This is a genomic window from Paenibacillus barengoltzii NBRC 101215 (genome assembly GCF_004000745.1).
Taxonomy (GTDB): Bacteria; Bacillota; Bacilli; order Paenibacillales; family Paenibacillaceae; genus Fontibacillus; species Fontibacillus barengoltzii.
On the sequence record NZ_BILV01000014.1, the window covers coordinates 1 to 16,036 of the forward strand.

A 16,036-nucleotide genomic window follows, 5' to 3' on the forward strand; every position below is an offset into this window, starting at 1 on the left:
CAAATATATAGGACAGGGATACGACGCCCCTCGCACCCATGAAGAGAAACCACAACCTTATGCGGTTGTGGTTTCTCACTATGCTTAGTTTATCCCATTGAACAACACAGGAAGCAAAATCAACTGGTTAATCACATGCGTGGCGATATGTCCGAGCATGGCGTAGGCTATTCCGTGTTTCCAATACAGATAGCCAAATCCGATGCCCGGCAAGAAGTTAAGCAATAGCGTCCGGGCTACAGTCACGTTGCTTAACCCCAGCATTTGTGCAGTCGCAGGAAGATGCCCTGCGGCAAAGATCAAGGCGGCCAAGACTATTCCCACGATATAGATGCTATTGCGATCCGAGGTGTTTGTCAGCTTGCTGGCCAGCCAGATGAGGATCGACATCAGTCCGAATCGGATTAGAAGCTCCTCAATGATTCCCCCATACAATACGCTTCCCGCAAAATAAAGCCAGGAAAATTCAAACTTCTCCGATAGTCCCAAACTTCCGGCAAACACCAGCTTCTCTGCAATGGCAATAAAACTGGCGGACAACAGTCCGATGCTCAGCGCTGCTACCAGGCTGGTTCTGCTCCACACCAATGGCTTGTTCAGATTCACTTTGGGAGCAGCCCAGATCCCTGCGATTGTAGCCAGTCCGGCTAACACTGCCGTTTGAAGCATGGTGATCAGAATAAGGACTTGCTTCGACCCGAGTTGCGCCGCGATTTGATCTTCCAGTTCAGGGGATAAGACAATCGTTTGCTGGGCTCCTAGCAAAGCCCCGGAGATCAAGCCTAGTACGATCGCGGCAATCACTTTTTTTGCAGATAACATTCTCTTTGTTGTGGTCATCGCTCGTTTTCCTTCCCAATACTAGATTTCAAGGCATTGATGACAGCAGCATCGTCACGAATGCCGACATCACGTAAATAGATCGAGCCGCTGGCGGATTGATCAAATACGAATCGGATTTGGTGGATCCGCTCCGGCTGGAACGACGAATTGACGTGGCTGAAGTCGGATAGCTGGAAAGCGAAGTTTTGAAACACCGGCTCTTTGGTCGGCATCAGCGACGTCAACGGCCATTTTACGATACCGCCTTCGAACATCGGCAGCAGACCGCCCGCTGCACTTAGCGGCAGGGAGGCCGTGTTGCCGCTGATATCCTCGACTTCGATGGTCAGATCGACCAGCTCTTCCTGTGTACCCGACCGATCCGCCATGGAGAAGACGAGGGTGCCATTCGGCGGGATAGCAACCCCATTATCGGGTAAGGCGATCGTATAAGAAGGAGTGCCATCGACCTTGACGCGGTCCCATCCGAGACGAACGGCGTTAAACGGACCAGGGGCGAACTTCATTTCGACCTTTTCTTCTTTCCATTCCGTGAGATGCTCTCCCTTCAGTTGCCCGCCGGGCAGCGTAGTTGTGGAGAGGTCGATATCCTCGTCGAAGGTGCTGATCAGCGTCGTCCGGGCGTCTGAATAATCGTGGATGTACATCGTATCCGGCAGCCATTCCTTTGCGTAACCTAGATTTTGGAAAATAGCTCGGTACTCTGTTCTCCCATACAAGGTTGCATCAAGGAAGGACGAGATGAGCACCTTCGCCGCTTGCAGCTGCTCCTCCTGCGGGATCAGCTGGGCCAGGTTGTACAGCAGGTTGCCAAGCCCCGGTGCATCGCTCCGGCCCCATACCGTATTGAACTGCCCGTGATTGGCCCCGTAGATATAGACGGACGCTTTGAAATCATCGCTGCCCGAGGTAAACCGGATCCGGTTGTACTGGCTTGCTCCGGCAAAGGAACTGACGTCCATGTCGTGGGCGCCTTGCAGGGCGAGGTAGTTCACATCAGTCAACTCCGTTGGCTGGCTTGCCGGTTTGTATTGCCCGTCTGTACCCGCCAGCGAGATGACGGAACGGATGCCAAAGCCGTAATTGAACTTGATGTTGCCGTCCTCCGGCGACGACTTCAGCCGGTTGTACGCGGCCGCCACGGTGACTGCCTCGCCGCCCCGGGAGTGGCCGATGAGCGCGATCCGGTTCATGTCCACTTTCCCGTAGAACGGGTTGCCCGCCGTGCTGTTCCATTCCTTCCATACGCTCAGGTGCTCCAGCATGAGCCAGCCGCGTGCCGGGTTTTCCTTCTCCAGCACGTTCAACATGAACAAGTCGTCGAAGGGCGACGTGTTGAGAAAATTCTCATCGATGGACACGACGATATAGCCGCGGCTTGCCAGCAGTTCCCCTAAATAGGCATAGCCCGGGTCTGAATAATCGGTGGCAAGATGGTTGCCATGCACGATCATCACCAGCGGAAAGGGCCCGTCTCCGTCTGGATACCAGACCAGTCCGTTTAACGGCATCGCATCTGGCCCAAAACCAAATGTCTTCGTCCGGAGCGAGGACCAGTTCGCTACAAAAGCAGACCCGTCCACCGGCTCTGTGATCAGCGAATCCTCTGCGTTAAAAACCTTACGGTAGCTGTCTGCGCTCCCGTAGGTTAGGGTTTGAACCGGATACGTTCCTGGCTCCGCAGGATTCGCTAGGGTTCCCGAGGAATGCCCCGCTGCCTTCATGGCCGACAGCCGGTAAGGCTTCACCAGTTCGGCGCGCCCGCCATCGACCAACCAAACTCCCGTACAGAGGGTAAAAGCTACGGTCACTGCCGTCGCCACTCCGGCCATCACCTTGGTGCGTGTTGTCACTTCGCGATAGGAACCCCGGATCCAGCGGGAGATCAACGCCCCCGATAAGGAACAGCCGGTCAGCACGGACAAGGTGACGATCAGCATGACCGTCATCGGACCGATGAAGCTGATGAACATCAGGATGAAGGAGGCAAGTGCCAGACCTATGTACCTCGAAGGCACACGCTTGGCAAGATGCAGTACCCCAGCAAGGATCATGGCAATGAAAGTAATGGCAATCAGGAACACTCCGGTTCCGATCACATAATCCCACAGGCCCCGCGACCCAATCAGGTGATAGCTTTGGATGAGAAAAATGACGCCCGCGATACCATAGAGCGCGATGGATGCTCCTTTCCAACCGGGAGACAACGGGGGCCTACGCTTGAACCCCTCGACAAGCCGATTCCGCCACGTTCGGATGGAACCTCTTCTGGACAACTCTGTTTCTGCCATAATATGACCTCTTTCTCAGATAAAAGTTACAACATCCAATATAGAAACTTTGCCTTTCTACCGCCTGTCGCTTTCCTTACAATAACCTTACATAGCAGGAAAACGGCTGCACGGTGCGAACATTACGAAGGAGTGAGGTGGTGGAATCATGCGCAAAACGATACTGTTAGTCGACGACGAGCAGGATATCTTGGATATGCTGAAGCTTTTTTTGGAGCCGGACTATCACGTTCTTGAAGCCAACGACGGACAATCCGCGATGGAGAGGTTCGCTCGCGAGTCCATTGACCTGGCAGTGATTGATATCATGATGCCTTATGTGGACGGCTTCAAGCTCCTTCAATGGATACGCGGCCATTCCAAGATTCCGGTGATTGTGCTGTCGGCCAAAAACCAGGAGGCGGACAAAATCGCCGGGCTTGGCCTCGGTGCAGACGATTTTATTACAAAGCCGTTTAGTCCCTTGGAGGTAGTGGCCCGAATTCAAGCGCACTTGCGAAGAACATACGAATTCAACGACGCCGGCACGGCTAAGGGAGCTGGTGCGGGCAAGGGCATCGTGGAGACCCGACTTGGAGAGTTGATCCTGGATCATGAAGCGTGCCTGTTGTACAAGCGTGGAGAACCGATCGAGCTGAGCGCGATCGAATACAAGCTGCTGAAGTTGTTTATGAGCAAACCGGGGCGTATTTTTACGAAAAAGCAAATCTTCGAGCAGGTGTGGTCCGAGCCCTATATCGCAGATGACAATACGATTATGGTGCAGATCAGCCGACTACGGGACAAAATCGAGGATTCGCCGCGGGAACCTTTTTATATTCGGACGGTCCGCGGACTCGGATACCGGTTCGCCAAAAAGGATGAGTTAGATGCGACGTAGACCCCAAAAGCTGTTTGGGATGTTGTTGCGGAATTACGTGATTTTTTCTCTCACGCTGGGGATAAGCTTCGTCTTGCTGCTGCTTTTTTTCGTGGAAAGAACCAATGTGCGGATGCCTGCGGATATGTCATTGCTGCAAGCCCATGCGATTGTTCGACCAAATCCGGCCGATATCCCGACCGATGTGGTTGAAGAAGTGGGCGGTTGGGCGGAAGTTCTCGATGAGCAGCTGCGGATCCAGGAGGTTAGGGGAGAGAAGCGGGACGGTGACAGAACAGCGTATACGGAGCGGGAAGTGAACGCTCTTTTTTACGATACGGACGACAATCCGTACTATACGTCAATGGCTCCATTTCATACGGAGGACGGAGAGCGTCGTTACGTCTTGGTCCGGCTGCCGAAACAACAGATCCAAGCGGAATTCATGCTCAACGAGATGACGGAGGACTATCAGAGAATCTTCTGGATCGCACTAGCCGAGACGGGAGCGTTGTTCGTCTTGCTATTTGGAATAAATGTATATGTATACAGTCGCTTGGCCGCAGTCAGATTAACTAACCCGCTTAGCGCGATTGCCGCAGGTATCCGGAGTGTATCGGATGGGCGTTACCATGAGCGGCTTCACATCGAAGCGAATTACGAGCTGGCGCAAATTCAGGAGAGCTTCAACAAGATGGCGGAAAAGCTGGAGCGAGCAGAAGCGAACAATCGACAGCTGGCGGAGAGCAAGCAGCAAATGCTTGTCCATATTTCGCACGATCTGAGAACGCCGATCACGACGATTCAAGGTTACGTAGAAGCGCTGCAGCATGGGGTCATCAAGGAGGAGGCCGGACGTCAACGGACACTTGGTCTCATCCACGGCAAGACGAAGCTGGTCGCGGAACTGATCGACGATGTCTTCGAGTTGGCGAAGCTGGAGGTTCCGGATTATCCTGTCGTCAAAAAGGGATGTGATCTTGCAGAGTTCACGCGCGAAATGGCCGCCGATTATTACGATATGTTCGAGGAGAAAGGGATGACGTTCGAGTTCGACATTCCTTCAGACGAGGTGTCGGTGCCGATTCATACCAAGCTGCTGTATCGAGCCGTTTCCAATCTGCTGGCGAACGCGCTGAAATACAATCCACCGGGGACGCATGTACGGCTGTCGCTTATTGATGAGCCGGACGTAGTGCGGATTGAGGTTGCAGACAACGGCGTTGGCATCCCCGCTGAACTGCGTGCCCGTGTCTTCGAGGCGTTCGTCCGCGGAGACGCTGCGCGCAAGAGCGACGGCGGCTCAGGGCTTGGCCTGACGATCGCCAAGCATATCGCAAAGAAGCATGAAGGCAGCCTTGTGCTTGATCGCGACGCAGGCTGGACGCGCTTTGTGCTGACCTTGCCAAAGACGGGGGAGATGAGCTCGGTCAAAGCCTAGTCGATATAAGACTGGGCTTTTTTTCTTATCTCTGGTTCGTAGACTTCACAAAATTCTCTAATTTTAAAATGCAAAAAAATTTGAATTTCTGTATTGATATTAATTTTTCATGATGCTACAATAACACTCAGTGATAATGATAATTATTATCAATGAATGATAACTTGCGATGTAAGGAAGTAAATTCATGAAGGATGGAACAAGGTACATACGGATTTAGTTCATCATTCAGTTTATATAATTTTGAATTAAAGGAGAGGTCATACAAATGAAAAGATTCACAATGAGTATCATGATGATAATCTTGGTGTTGGCGTTAGCCGCATGTTCCTCTAATACAAACACTGCGGGGGAAAGCAATGTGAAAGCAAATAACAGCAACGCTTCCACTGCAACCGAAACGTCCGCTGAATCGACGGAAGCAGCAAAACCAACGACCGTTGAGTTTACAGATAGCCATGGTACGGTAACGGTTCCGGTTAATCCGAAGAGCGTCGTTGCTTTGGATAACAGAACGTTTGAAACCCTTGCGGATTGGGGGGTTAAGCTCGCGGCTGCACCTAAAGGGGTAATGCCTAAAGATTCCCCTTATGTTGCCGACGAATCGGTACAAGATATCGGTAACCACAGAGAGCCTAACCTGGAAGTCATCGCTGCGGTTAACCCAGATCTGGTGATTGTAGGTCAACGTTTCTCCGGCTACTACGAAGATATTAAGAAGCTTGTTCCGAATGCAGCCGTCATTGATGTAAACGTTGATGTATCCGGTGAAAATGGCACGCCAGGTGACAATCTGGTCAACGGCTTCAAAGAGATTACAACGAAGTTTGGTGAAATCTTCGATAAGAATGAAGAAGCAGCTCAACTGGTAGCCGAATTCGATCAAGCGCTGGCTGACGCGAAAGCAGCTTACAATGGAACAGACAAAGTCATGAGCGTCATTGTTTCTGGTGGTAATATTGGTTTCGCTGCTCCATCTACTGGCCGCGTATGGGGTCCGCTGTACGATATCTTCGGCTGGGTTCCAGCACTGGAGGTAGAGAACGCAACTACTGACCACCAAGGGGATGAAGTTTCTGTAGAAGCTATTGCGCAAAGCAATCCGGATTGGATGTTCGTACTTGATCGCGACGCTGCAACTTCCAGCGGAGAAGAGAGTGTTCCTGCTCAAGACGTAATTAACAACGCTCCGGCACTTCAAAATACAACAGCCGTATCTAAAGGACAAGTTTTGTATGCTCCTACGGACACCTACACAAATGAATCGATTCAAACGTTCATTGAAATCTTCCAAGAAATTGCGCAAACTCTAAAGAAGTAAAATAAAGGAGTACATGATTGTGCCCGAGAATGTTATCGCTGAGGTTGAGACTACTTCTCAACCTCAGCTTTCTAAGCGTAAAAAGATATGGACGTTTCCCTTCATACTTGCCATCCTCGGCGTTATTATTCTAGGTATCATCTCTCTGTTTACGGGGGTGTATGATATCTTTGGACAAGAAGACGGCTGGGATATGTTCTTCATCACTCGGATTCCAAGAACGGTGGCCTTAATGCTTACCGGGGCGGCGATGGCCATGACAGGGCTGATCATGCAGCTGATGACACAGAACAAAATGGTCGAGCCGACCACCATCGGAACAACGGAGTGGGCGGGTTTAGGTCTGCTTACGGTCTACTTGCTAATCCCCAGCCCTTCATTAGTAGTACGGATGACGGGTGCAATTATATTTTCATTCGTTGGAACGATGGTTTTCTTCTTCTTCCTAAGGAGTGTAAGACTTCGCTCTTCTCTGATCGTTCCGATCATTGGATTAATGCTTGGTGCCGTCATCTCGGCATTGTCCACTTTCTTGTCGCTCTTCTTTAACATGTCTCAAGTGATCGAAGGCTGGTTCATCGGTTCTTTCGCTCCAGTTCAAGCCGGAAGATATGAATATTTGTGGATTATTATCATTGTCACGTTCTTCATTTTTCTATATGCCAATCGTCTAACGTTAGCTGGATTGGGAGAAGACGTAGCCACTGCTTTAGGTGTGAATTACAAGCGACTGATTCTGTTGGCGAATTTACTCATCGCGGTTGCCGTGGGGATTGTCGCCTCGGTCATTGGCAATCTTCCTTTCCTAGGATTGATTGTCCCGAACATCATATCTATGATTCGCGGAGATGATCTTCGCAGCAATCTCCCTTGGGTATGTGTCATGGGGATGGGGACGATCATGCTGTGCGATATCGTATCGAGGGTGATCATCATGCCATTCGAAGTGCCGGTCTCCTTAATTCTAGGGACCGTAGGCGCGGTCGTTTTCATCCTCATTTTGCTCAGACAACGAAGAAGCAGGAGGCTGTAATGAAGACCTTAACTGTGGAATCTCAACTCAGTACAAACCGCGATTCCAATGCCAGCCCTCGTGCTAGATCTGCCAGCGCATTTCGAACCAAGAAGGAAGCGAAACGCTACTGGATTTTACTCATGTCGTTCCTTGGTGTGGGTCTGCTTGCGGCATTGGGGTTGCTGCTTTATAACAATCCCGTCCCGGTGGATTCGCCGTCCTTCGTTCCTGTGGTCAAGCGACGGCTTGTAGCCATTGTCGCCATGTTCATTGCTGCATTGTGCCATAGCTTCTCCACCGTGGCGTTTCAGTCGGTAACGAGTAACCGGATGATTACCCCGTCTCTGCTCGGTTATGAATCCCTGTATTCAGCGATCCAGACCGGTACGTTGTTCTTCTTCGGGGCGGGTGCGCTTGTGAGCTTTACGGGGCCGGGTGCATTCTTCCTTCAGGTTTCGCTGATGATTCTGTTGAGCTTAATCTTGTATGGATGGCTGCTGTCCGGGAAGTATGGCAATCTGCAGCTAATGCTTCTCATCGGCATCATTATTGGAGCAGGTCTCAATTCCGTTTCAGGCTTTATGAGACGGATGCTGGCCCCATCGGAGTTTGACCTGCTGCAGTCCAGGCTGATCGGCTCGGTTAATAATGCGGATTCGGAATATTTTCCGATCGTCATTCCGCTGGTGGTCCTTACGGCTTTAGGTTTGTTCTTCTTCTCTAGAAAATTAAATGTCCTGGCGCTAGGCAAAGATGTGGCCACGACCTTCGGCGTGAACTATCAGAAGGGGATCATCTTCACGCTGGTCTTAGTCGCTGTCTTGATGGCGATTTCGACTTCATTGCTTGGTCCGCTGACCTTTTTTGGTTTTTTAGTGGCGATGCTGAGTTACCAAGCGGCACCCACGTATGATCACAGATATGTCTTTCCTATGGCTTTTGCTATCGGGTTTTGCATTCTCACTTCTGCGTATTTCTTGTTATATCACGTGTTTCATGCGCAAACCGTCGTAGGGGTCATTATTGAGCTGTTTGGTGGACTTACATTTCTTATCGTAATCTTAAGGAAGAGGTCGCTATGATAAGTATTCAGAACGCTAGAAAATGGTACGGGGAAGAGGTTAAAATCGGGCCCTTAAACATCGATATTCCGAAAGCCGGGGTCACTTCCTTAATTGGTCCGAACGGGGCTGGGAAATCGACAATCCTGCTCATGATCGGCAGGTTGCTGAACATGGATGAAGGGCAAATTACCGTCGCCAATATGAACGTGACAACATCGAAATCCGATGATCTAGCAAAGATCCTCACGATCTTGCGCCAGGAGAATCATTTCGTGACGAGACTGACCGTCCGACAGCTCGTAGGGTTCGGGAGATTCCCTTATTCCAAAGGAAGATTAACCAAGGAAGATGAAGTCATCATTTCGAAGTACATCGATTTTCTGAAGCTGACGGACCTTGAGCATCGGTTTTTGGATGAACTGTCCGGCGGGCAGAGGCAAAGAGCCTATGTCGCCATGGTGCTCTGTCAGGAGACCGAGTACGTGCTGTTAGATGAACCGCTCAACAACTTGGACATTGCCCGTTCGGTACAGATGATGGAGCATCTGAAGATCGCCGCGAATGAGTTTGGCCGAACCATTCTTACCGTCATGCATGACATCAACTTCGCCGCCAAGTATTCCGATCGCATCTGCGCGATGAAGAATGGACAAATTGCCGCATTCGGAACGGTTCAAGAGATTATGAAGCCTGAAATTTTGTCGGACATTTTCGAAACGAAAATTGAAATTATCGAAGGACCTTATGGTCCGATCGCAGTTTATTAGGTGAGCGGGAGATCAGTTAAGAGCATAAAGCTGTACGAGGCGAGTTTCAGGTTGTCCTGGGCTCGCCTTTTTGGTGTCTTTTGAACCAAGGAGAGCCCCTTGATTGAGCTAAATTGGCATTGATTGAATCATTGCAGAAGGCGATTGATTATATGGAAGCTCACGTTCTTGATCCTGACCGATATCACGGTTGGTGATTATATTCGGCGGCGTCGGTTAACGCTGGCGGCACAAGAATTAATCAGCACAGACAGCATGGTGTTACTCCGAGTGAAGCCCGAAAAGGGATCGGAAAACTACAATCCAGGGACCTGTCCCAACCGCATTTGTAAATACCTACAGACAAATTTATTCGGAATGGCTGCCTTCAAATGGGTATGTGCCTGCTGAACTCCCGACTATTGAGGCTTATATCAGTCAAGATCTCTATAGTCCGAATTCCAAGAATGAAATCTGGCCTGCCGTAAAGTGAAATTGTATTATCAGAAGGCTTGATTCAGATTCAACGGAGAATCAAGTACATTGGACGAGGCTGATCTGCAGCCTTGAGCCCTATAAAAGCGATCACATGACACTGTCATCCCAATCTCCTGACACCTGTGAATTCCGCCGCTCCCGTGCCTAAATGTAGAATGAAGCTACAATAATTCAAGAAACGAAAGGGCGGGAAAGGGATGGAGAATCACGGCGGGAGAATACGCTTGCTCGATATTCTGAGAGGGTTCGCGGTGTTGGGGACGCTGGGGACGAATATCTGGATTTTCGCGCATTTGGGAGACATTAATTATGTCTTTACTTTTTATCATGCGGCGTGGTGGTCGTCGCTTCAGGACTTCGTGCGAGTCTTCGTGTTGTTCTTGGTCAACGGCAAGCTGCTGGGCTTGCTGACGATCATGTTTGGCGTTGGGCTGGAGATGAAGTATCGCCAGGCCTTGAAGCGGGGGAACCCCTGGCCGGGAATGTACCTTTGGACGTCGTTTATCCTGATGGCGGAAGGGTTGCTGCATTTTACACTGGTGATGGAGTATGACATTCTGATGAGCTACGGGATCACGGCGATCATTGCCGCTTTTATCGTCAAAGGCGGGGATCGGGCGATTCGGCGGGCGATGTGGATCTTTGGCGGGGGGCATGGAGGAATCATGCTGCTGATCCTGGGCTTCGGGATCTATCTCGGACTCTCCGGGGCGCATATCTCCATGGGAGATATGCGTGCGACGACAGCGTTATATGGCGGCGGCAGCTGGGTTCAACAGGTACAGGATCGCCTGGCAAATTTCGTGGCGCTCCGTTTGGAAGCCGTGTTCGTAATTCCCATGAATTTGTTTCTGTTCTTGCTGGGCATTCGGATGATGCGGTCCGGGGTGTTTGCCCCCGATGAGCAGGGGCGGCGGCACCGAGGAAAGCTGTTGAAGCTGGGCTTGGCGATCGGGGTTCCGCTGAATTTGCTGATTTTTATCCCGGGCGGGTATCTGGATTTCCCTGTACGGTACTTATTTGCACCGATCCTCTCGCTGGGGTATCTTGCACTCATCGCGAAGCTGTTTGAACGATACGAAGGGCTGTGGCTGTGGAATCGGCTGGAGCAGGTGGGGCGGATGTCCCTGAGCTGCTATGTCTTGCAAAATATCACCGCTTCCCTTATTTTTTATGGATGGGGTCTTGGCCTGGGAGGCAAGGTGGACGCATTTACCACGGTTCTCATCTGGCTGGCCATCTCCAGTTTCCAAATCGTATTTGCCTCGCTGTGGTCCAAGCGGTTCCGATTCGGGCCGCTGGAAGCGACGAGAAGGTGGATGACGAACCTCGCGGGCAAGCTGGCCGCTTGAGGATCAAGCATAAGGTGAGGATGCCCATTGTTACGGAAGCTGTATCCTGCGGACCAAATCGAGAAGTTTTTACTGCTGGACGTTATTATCATTGTATTTCTAATCTACCGGGTGCTGATGCTGGACGTTCCCTATCCGATCCTCGTCAAAATAGGGTTTCTTCTCCTGTTCCTAGCCTCATACTATATTTGCCTATGGCAACGTCGGTGGCTGATGCTCCTGGGCAGCTGCGTTGGCTTCCTGTTGATTCTCGCGCTGAGCGTCTATGAAGGGATGGGGGCTTTGCTGTATGGCTTCGTGTTTGCGGATTTTTTGGGAAGGGCGGATCGCAAGCGGGTCATCGGCATCGGTATGGTCGGCATTGCCGCGATGTTCATTCTGGCTGGTTGGATCCATGAAGGGGAGCCGGCGGGAGTCTTTCGGACGGTTTATTTTCCGGTGATGATTATTCAACTGGCGGTCCCTCCCATCCTTCAGGTTCGAGAGGGAAATAAGGCGCTGAAGGAGAAGCTCAATCTCGCGAATGCTCAGCTGGAACGATATATTCAAGAGGAGGAGCGAAACCGGATCGCCCGGGATCTTCATGACACGTTAGGGCAAACCTTGACGATGATTAAGATGAAAAGCGAGCTGACCATCCGGTTAGTGGATCAACACCCTGATCAAGCCAAGGAGGAGCTGCGAGATATCGTGAACACCTCCAGACACGCTTTAAAGCAGGTGCGGGAGCTGGTGACCGGAATGAAGTATGTTCCGCTGGAGAAGGAGATCGAGCTGGCGGGGGATCTTTTGCAAAAGGTAGGGATTCGGTTGCTTGTTTCAAATGAGACGCCGTTAACCCCTCTATCCCCGGTGGCGGAAACGATGCTAGCGTTATCCGTCCGAGAGGCGGTCACGAACATCATCAAGCATAGCGGGGCTAGCGAATGCATGATCACCCGATACGAGCGGGATCAGCGACTTTATCTTGAAGTGAGCGATAACGGGAATGGTCAGCTGGAGCCGGGAAAAGGTAACGGCGTGCAGTCATTCCAGGAGCGCATGGCGATGCTGCAAGGTGAAGTTGAAATGAAGCAGCGCCCGGAGCAAGGGATATCCATTACGTTTATTGTACCGCTTATGGGAAATAGGGGGTGAAGACGGATGATCCGAATTGTCATTGCCGAGGATCAACAAATGCTGCGCGGGGCTTTTAAATCGCTGTTGTCTTTTGAAGAGGATATCGAGGTTGTCGCCGAAGCGGAGGACGGAGAAGCCGCATGGGAGGCGATTGTGCGCCTGGAGCCTGACGTGTGCTTGCTGGATATTGAAATTCCGGGGCTGACGGGGTTGGAGGTTGCCGAGCGGCTTAAACGGTCCGGAAATCCGGGGAAAGTGATAATCGTGACCACCTTTGCCCGTCCGGGGTATTTACAGAAAGCGATGGACCTCAAATTAGAGGGGTATCTGCTAAAGGATGAGCCCATCGAGTTTCTGATCGATGCCATCCGCAGAGTGATAGCCGGTGAGCGCGTGATTAGCAAGGACCTGGCGGAGGTGCTGTTTCTTAGAGAGGACAATCCGCTGACCGAACGGGAGACTGAGGTGCTGCGGTTATCGCATGCCGGACGGTCAACTCGGGAAATTGCGGAGACGTTGTTTTTGACGGAAGGAACGGTCCGAAACTACTTATCCCTGGCGATTCAAAAGCTCGGGGTGGAGACCCGGCAGCAGGCCACGGAGCGGGCGAGGGAGCAAGGCTGGATTTAGGCGAAGGCAGGAGACCTTCGTTATAGTCTCGGTCTAATACTATTGTAGACCTTATCGTTCAACGATAAGGTCTTCTTTTTTTATTCTTGTGAAATCCGGCTGCGAATCTCCTCAAGCTGCTGCTCGATCCGCTTTAATTGAAGCTGGGTCTCAAGCTGCACTTGTTCGGCCGCTCTTTGCGACTTGGTGTTGATCACAAGGACGATAATGGTCAGCCCCGCACTGAAAATGGTCAGCCCTCGGGCCAGTTGGTCGACATTCAGGTGGTTAACCGCTAATAAGCTGTCGGCTACCCCAGCCCCAACGAGAAATCCCCCGATGATCATCACCGTATTTAATAACCACTTCTGCTGAGTGAAAGTCCGCTGATCCGTTGGCCTAAACCAATTCGATAAGTTACGGTTCATGTAGAATTCCTGGTCTCCATTTCATGTCATCTCTTTCTTCTATTCTAGCAGAGGAGAATTTCGGGTGGAATGAGAAAAAGAGTTTCCCAATCACGTAAAAATCACTGTACTATATGTCATGATGAATATATTATATATAATTAAAATAGAACTATCATTATGGGAGGGATCAGTTTGAAGAACACAACCGCCTGTACGGATCGGGACTGGGCATCCTACGTCAATACGAATATCGGTACGTTGTCTTACAAAACATGGTCCACGTCTCCAACCGTGCAGCTTCCTCATGGGATGATGGAGGTCGATCCGGTTACCACGCCGGGCATCGGGGACAAGTATTTGGCGGACAAAATCTATGGATTTTCCTTCGGACCGGCAACGGTAACAGCCTCCAGCAGACCTTTGTCCGATCGGCGGGAGGAGCATGCCTCGACCTTCGATCATGATTTGGAGGAGACCCGGCCCTTTAAGTATCGCGTCTTCCTGGAGGATCATGAGATCGATGCCGAGATGACTACCGCTCAGCGCAGTGCTTATTTTCGCTTACATTCTGCTGGGACGGTCCATGTCATCATCGACGGCGGTGAGACAACGCAGGTTCACAAGCACGATGGACGCGTCGTCGAAGGAGAGCGCACGAATCAAGGATATGTTTGCTATTTTAGCTTAGAGATGAAAGAGGCCGCGTCCTCGTTTGGCGTGATCGAAAACAGCTCCAAACTCTATTTCACCTACGATCCGCAGCAGAAGGAAGAAACGATAGAGTTCAAGGTAGGGATCTCTTACATCAGCTTGGAGCAAGCCCGGAAGAACCGACAGCAGGAGCTGCCGGATTGGGACTTCGAAGCTGCCGTTTTCCGTGCCCGGGACGCTTGGAACCGCGCGCTTTCCGCAATTGAGGTGGAAGGCGGGACGGAGGAAGAGCGGACGATTTTCTATACGGCAATGTACCGTACCCTGCAACGGATGCGGAACATTACGGAAGACGGTCAATATTACAGCGGGTTTGATGGCAAGGTCCACTCTACAGAAGGACGGGATTTCTACACGCACGACCAGCTGTGGGATACGTACCGCTGCGCCCGACCGCTGCAAAGCATTATCGAGCCCCGCGTATTCGAAGATATGGTGTATTCGTTGGTCCGCATGTACGAACAAGGCGGGTTGCTGCCGAAATTCCCTCATCCGGGCGGAGATCATGCGGTGATGATCGGTCATCATGCCGCTTCGCTGATTGCGGATGCCTGTGCGAAAGGTCTGGATGATATCCAGCTGGAGAAGGCTTTTGAAGGAATGCTGAAGGATGCCACGGAAATGTCCCTGATCCCTTGGCGAACGGTGCCGGCAACGGAGTTGGATCAAGTGTACTACGAAAAGGGCTGGTTCCCTGCACTTCCGGTGAGGGAGGATGCGAAGGTCGCTGATCCGGACGCGTGGAGAAAAAATCTCTGGAATCTCGTCATGGAGAAGATGCCGAATCAAATCACCTGGGTGCCTGAGGTGGGTGTGGATGAATGGGTGCCCGAGGTCGACTCATGGCACCGCCGGCAATCGGTGTCCGTGACGCTGGAGCGAGCTTATGACGATTGGTGCGTCGCTCAAGTGGCCCGCAAGCTGGGGCGTGACAAGGAAGCCGAGTTGTTCCTTCAACGCGCAGGCAACTACCGCCATCTGTTCCGCCCAGACCTCGGCCTGATGGCGCCGAAGACAGCGGAAGGGGAATGGGTCGAACCGTTTGATCCGAAGCTGTCCGGCGGGTTTGCCGGGGAGGGGTATTTTGCCGAAGTGAACAGTTGGATCTATACGTTCCATGTACAGCATGATGTAGAGGGGTTAATTCGGCTGATGGGCGGCAGAGAGGCCTTCGTGCAGAAGCTCGACGCGTTGTTTACGGAGCAATATACGATGGAGAAGCCGTGGTTCCTGGGGCAGTTCCCGGATATGTCGGGGCTGATCGGGATGTATGCCCATGGCAATGAGCCCAGCTTTCATATCCCGTACCTGTACAATTATGCGGGAGCTCCTTGGAAAACCCAGCGGCGCGTCCGCGACATCCAATACCTGATGTATCACGACGGGCCGGCGGGCTTGTGCGGAGACGATGACATCGGTTCGCTGTCGTCCTGGTATGTTTTTAGTGCGATGGGCTTCTATCCGGTATGCCCGGGGCGGCCTGTCTATGATATCGGCAGCCCGATCTTCGAGAAGACGACACTGCATGTTGGCGAAGGCCGGACGTTTGTCATTGAAGCGCGTAATGTTTCCAAGGGGAACAAGTACATCCAATCCGCTCTCTTGAACGGGCAGCCGTATTCGCGGCCTTGGATCAGTCATCAGGACCTGATGAACGGCGGGCGACTTGTGCTGGAGATGGGCCCGCGGCCGAACAAGGCTTGGGGAAGCGCCTCGGAGGATGCGCCGCCTTCGACGACGTCGCTTTAGGAGTCCTG

Annotated in this window: 14 protein-coding genes; 11 read left to right on the top strand and 3 right to left on the bottom strand. The window is 51.7% G+C overall.

Annotated elements, in window-relative coordinates; translation table 11 throughout:
* Positions 1-84: 84 nt before the first annotated feature.
* Both PBA01S_RS06010 and PBA01S_RS06015 read right to left on the bottom strand, forming a co-directional pair.
* Positions 85-840 carry a CPBP family intramembrane glutamic endopeptidase gene (locus tag PBA01S_RS06010; RefSeq protein WP_127575546.1) on the bottom strand — a complete coding sequence of 252 codons (756 nt, stop codon included), beginning with the start codon at positions 838-840 and terminating at the stop codon, positions 85-87.
* Positions 837-3,134, bottom strand: a complete 2,298-nt coding sequence (locus PBA01S_RS06015; RefSeq protein WP_127575547.1) for an alpha/beta hydrolase family protein — start codon at positions 3,132-3,134, stop codon at positions 837-839. The genes PBA01S_RS06010 and PBA01S_RS06015 overlap by 4 nt, the downstream gene beginning before the upstream one ends.
* 148 nt (positions 3,135-3,282) lie before the next feature.
* On the opposite strand from PBA01S_RS06015, the gene PBA01S_RS06020 reads away from it, so the two are divergent.
* From PBA01S_RS06020 to PBA01S_RS06065, 10 genes are all read left to right on the top strand, one after another.
* Positions 3,283-4,014, top strand: coding sequence for a response regulator transcription factor (locus PBA01S_RS06020; RefSeq protein WP_127575548.1), 732 nt, complete (start codon positions 3,283-3,285; stop codon positions 4,012-4,014).
* A complete protein-coding gene (locus tag PBA01S_RS06025) occupies positions 4,004-5,434 on the top strand; it encodes a sensor histidine kinase (RefSeq protein WP_127575549.1) in 1,431 nt (476 codons plus the stop codon). The genes PBA01S_RS06020 and PBA01S_RS06025 overlap by 11 nt, the downstream gene beginning before the upstream one ends.
* A 268-nt stretch (positions 5,435-5,702) precedes the next feature.
* Positions 5,703-6,755 (top strand): siderophore ABC transporter substrate-binding protein, encoded by a 1,053-nt coding sequence (locus tag PBA01S_RS06030; RefSeq protein WP_127575550.1) that lies wholly within the window; start codon positions 5,703-5,705, stop codon positions 6,753-6,755.
* 13 nt (positions 6,756-6,768) lie between these two features.
* Positions 6,769-7,788, top strand: coding sequence for an iron chelate uptake ABC transporter family permease subunit (locus PBA01S_RS06035; protein WP_371859500.1), 1,020 nt, complete (start codon positions 6,769-6,771; stop codon positions 7,786-7,788).
* Positions 7,788-8,852 (top strand): iron chelate uptake ABC transporter family permease subunit, encoded by a 1,065-nt coding sequence (locus PBA01S_RS06040; RefSeq protein ID WP_127575552.1) that lies wholly within the window; start codon positions 7,788-7,790, stop codon positions 8,850-8,852. The genes PBA01S_RS06035 and PBA01S_RS06040 overlap by 1 nt, the downstream gene beginning before the upstream one ends.
* Positions 8,849-9,601 carry an iron ABC transporter ATP-binding protein gene (locus tag PBA01S_RS06045; RefSeq protein WP_127575553.1) on the top strand — a complete coding sequence of 251 codons (753 nt, stop codon included), beginning with the start codon at positions 8,849-8,851 and terminating at the stop codon, positions 9,599-9,601. The genes PBA01S_RS06040 and PBA01S_RS06045 overlap by 4 nt, the downstream gene beginning before the upstream one ends.
* A gap of 346 nt (positions 9,602-9,947) precedes the next feature.
* Entirely contained in the window at positions 9,948-10,073 is a 126-nt protein-coding gene (locus tag PBA01S_RS23065; RefSeq protein WP_232228314.1) for a hypothetical protein, read from the top strand.
* A 202-nt stretch (positions 10,074-10,275) separates the two neighbouring features.
* On the top strand, positions 10,276-11,430 hold the full coding sequence (locus tag PBA01S_RS06055; protein WP_127575554.1) for a DUF418 domain-containing protein: 1,155 nt from the start codon (positions 10,276-10,278) through the stop codon (positions 11,428-11,430).
* 27 nt (positions 11,431-11,457) lie between these two features.
* Positions 11,458-12,567, top strand: a complete 1,110-nt coding sequence (locus PBA01S_RS06060; RefSeq protein WP_127575555.1) for a sensor histidine kinase — start codon at positions 11,458-11,460, stop codon at positions 12,565-12,567.
* Positions 12,568-12,573: 6 nt separating this feature from the next.
* Positions 12,574-13,179: a response regulator transcription factor gene (locus PBA01S_RS06065; RefSeq protein ID WP_016313922.1), complete on the top strand. Its 606-nt coding sequence runs from the start codon at positions 12,574-12,576 to the stop codon at positions 13,177-13,179.
* 80 nt (positions 13,180-13,259) lie between these two features.
* Here PBA01S_RS06065 and PBA01S_RS06070 read toward each other — a convergent pair whose 3' ends face one another.
* On the bottom strand, positions 13,260-13,586 hold the full coding sequence (locus tag PBA01S_RS06070; RefSeq protein ID WP_127575556.1) for a hypothetical protein: 327 nt from the start codon (positions 13,584-13,586) through the stop codon (positions 13,260-13,262).
* Positions 13,587-13,760: 174 nt separating this feature from the next.
* Here PBA01S_RS06070 and PBA01S_RS06075 point away from each other — a divergent pair, with 174 nt between their 5' ends.
* Positions 13,761-16,028, top strand: coding sequence for a GH92 family glycosyl hydrolase (locus PBA01S_RS06075; RefSeq protein WP_164744095.1), 2,268 nt, complete (start codon positions 13,761-13,763; stop codon positions 16,026-16,028).
* Positions 16,029-16,036: the final 8 nt, after the last annotated feature.

What these genes read in the sequence shown, in the direction of transcription:
- PBA01S_RS06010 (WP_127575546.1), bottom strand. Translation starts at nt 840, where the DNA reads ATGACCACAACAAAGAGAATGTTATCTGCAAAAAAAGTGATTGCCGCG.
- PBA01S_RS06015 (WP_127575547.1), bottom strand. Translation starts at nt 3,134, where the DNA reads ATGGCAGAAACAGAGTTGTCCAGAAGAGGTTCCATCCGAACGTGGCGG.
- PBA01S_RS06020 (WP_127575548.1), top strand. Translation starts at nt 3,283, where the DNA reads ATGCGCAAAACGATACTGTTAGTCGACGACGAGCAGGATATCTTGGAT.
- PBA01S_RS06025 (WP_127575549.1), top strand. Translation starts at nt 4,004, where the DNA reads ATGCGACGTAGACCCCAAAAGCTGTTTGGGATGTTGTTGCGGAATTAC.
- PBA01S_RS06030 (WP_127575550.1), top strand. Translation starts at nt 5,703, where the DNA reads ATGAAAAGATTCACAATGAGTATCATGATGATAATCTTGGTGTTGGCG.
- PBA01S_RS06035 (WP_371859500.1), top strand. Translation starts at nt 6,769, where the DNA reads ATGATTGTGCCCGAGAATGTTATCGCTGAGGTTGAGACTACTTCTCAA.
- PBA01S_RS06040 (WP_127575552.1), top strand. Translation starts at nt 7,788, where the DNA reads ATGAAGACCTTAACTGTGGAATCTCAACTCAGTACAAACCGCGATTCC.
- PBA01S_RS06045 (WP_127575553.1), top strand. Translation starts at nt 8,849, where the DNA reads ATGATAAGTATTCAGAACGCTAGAAAATGGTACGGGGAAGAGGTTAAA.
- PBA01S_RS06055 (WP_127575554.1), top strand. Translation starts at nt 10,276, where the DNA reads ATGGAGAATCACGGCGGGAGAATACGCTTGCTCGATATTCTGAGAGGG.
- PBA01S_RS06065 (WP_016313922.1), top strand. Translation starts at nt 12,574, where the DNA reads ATGATCCGAATTGTCATTGCCGAGGATCAACAAATGCTGCGCGGGGCT.
- PBA01S_RS06070 (WP_127575556.1), bottom strand. Translation starts at nt 13,586, where the DNA reads ATGAACCGTAACTTATCGAATTGGTTTAGGCCAACGGATCAGCGGACT.